Consider the following 1,985-nt stretch of genomic DNA (forward strand, 5'->3'; position numbering starts at 1 on the left):
GCTTGCTGTCGAGCTTTCCCGCCGGCCTGACCGTTACCCTCGGCAATCCGAAGACGATGATCTTCTATCTCGCGATCACGCCGACCATCGTCGACCTGAAAACCATCACGCTGGCGGATTACGGCATCCTCGTCGCGCTGACCGTTGTCGTCCTGTTGGTGGTGCTGGTGCCGTATCTGGCGCTGGCGGCCAAGGCGCGCTGGTTTCTGAAATCGCCCCGCGCGCTCAAGGCGCTGAACCGCACGGCGGCCGGCTTCATGGTCGGTGCTGCTGCAGCGATTGCCGCTCGGCAATAGAGAGCTTTCCGCCAAAGCATTTCGCAAACGGGCCTTTGCGAGAAATGCTTTTCCGGGACGGCACGGTTTTAGACACAGGGCCCACTCGGATATTTTCAGCCGACAGTCTATCTTGCGCGACCGAAGGCCCTATCTTGCCGGCTGCAATTCCACTGCCTGAAATCCTTACTCGCCTGAAATTCTGGGAGCGAAACCAATGAACAAGCCCGTCACAGCCCGTGTGCCCGGTCGCGGCCGCGTCTACAATTCCATCACCGATACGATCGGCGACACGCCCCTGGTGCGGCTCGACAAGTTCGCCAGGGAAAAGGGCATCGTCGCCAATCTCATCGCCAAGCTCGAATTCTTCAATCCGATCGCCTCGGTCAAGGACCGCATTGGCGTGGCGATGATCGAGGCGCTTGAGGCATCAGGCAAGATTTCTCCCGGCAAGACAACGCTGATCGAACCGACGTCGGGCAACACCGGCATCGCGCTTGCCTTCGCCGCCGCGGCCAAGGGCTACAAGCTGATCCTGACGATGCCCGAAACAATGTCGGTCGAGCGCCGGAAAATGCTGGCGCTGCTCGGCGCCGAGTTGGTGCTGACCGAGGGTCCGAAAGGTATGAAGGGCGCCATCGCCAAGGCCGACGAACTGGCAGCGACGATCCCCAATGCGATCATCCCGCAGCAGTTCGAGAACCCGGCCAATCCGGAAATCCACCGCACGACGACGGCCGAGGAAATCTGGAACGATACGCATGGCGAGGTCGATATCTTCGTCGCCGGCATCGGCACCGGCGGCACCATCACCGGCGTCGGCCAGGTGCTGAAGAAGCGCAAGCCCTCCGTGCATGTCGTCGCCGTCGAGCCCGACTCCTCGCCGGTTCTGTCGGGCGGCCAGCCCGGCCCGCACAAGATCCAGGGCATCGGCGCCGGTTTTGCGCCCAAGATCCTCGACACGACGATCTATGACGAGATCGTCAAGGTGTCGAACGAGGATTCGGTGGCCAATGCCCGCCTCGTCGCCCGCCTCGAAGGCGTGCCGGTCGGCATCTCTTCGGGCGCCGCCCTGCAGGCGGCCATCGTCGTCGGCTCGCGGCCGGAGAACAAGGGCAAAAATCTTGTGGTGGTCATCCCGTCCTTCGCCGAGCGCTATCTGTCGACAATCCTGTTCGAGGGGCTGGGATCGTAGTCCGACGCTCCTTCGCGTCCAAGCTGGCCCGCTGAAAAAACGCGCGTGGCCGCCATCGGCGGCTTGAGCGCGGCACCGCTTCCGGTTCATATCGCCCCGGCCTGCTTTGCGCGGCCGGGGGAGAATTTTATGTACAAGCTTTATACCCGTCCTGGCAGCGGCGGCTTCGTCGTCGAGGCAGCGCTGGCGTTGGCGAATGCACAGTTCGAGCAGATCGACGTGCCGAAGACCGACCGGCCCGACCCCGCCTTCCTCGACATCAGTCCGTTGAACCAGGTGCCGGTGCTGACCTTGCCGGACGGAAGCTCGATGACGGAATCGGCGGCGATCTGCATCCTGCTTGCCGAGCGTCATCCCGATGCCAATTTGGCGCCGGCAGCAGACGCGCCTGCCCGCGCCGATTTCCTGCGCTGGATGGCCTTCATGTCGTCGGTGCTCTATCCGGCGGTGCTGCGTTTCTACTACGCATACCGCTACACTGCCGATCCCGAAGGCACCAAGGCGGTCAAGCAGGC

Annotated in this window: 3 protein-coding genes; all 3 read left to right on the plus strand. The window is 63.0% G+C overall.

Going from position 1 to position 1,985, the window contains the following annotated elements:
• On the plus strand, positions 1-296 hold a 296-nt coding region (locus tag EN994_RS29010; protein WP_164746298.1), incomplete at its 5' end, for a LysE family transporter.
• A gap of 196 nt (positions 297-492) precedes the next feature.
• Complete coding sequence (gene cysK, locus EN994_RS29015) at positions 493-1,470, plus strand: cysteine synthase A (protein ID WP_027161213.1); 978 nt, start codon at positions 493-495, stop codon at positions 1,468-1,470.
• Positions 1,471-1,599: 129 nt separating this feature from the next.
• Positions 1,600-1,985: glutathione S-transferase N-terminal domain-containing protein (locus EN994_RS29020; protein ID WP_206530523.1), on the plus strand; the 386-nt coding region annotated here is incomplete at its 3' end.

This window comes from Mesorhizobium sp. M7A.F.Ca.CA.002.09.1.1, from assembly GCF_003998555.1.
GTDB lineage: Bacteria > Pseudomonadota > Alphaproteobacteria > Rhizobiales > Rhizobiaceae > Mesorhizobium > Mesorhizobium ciceri.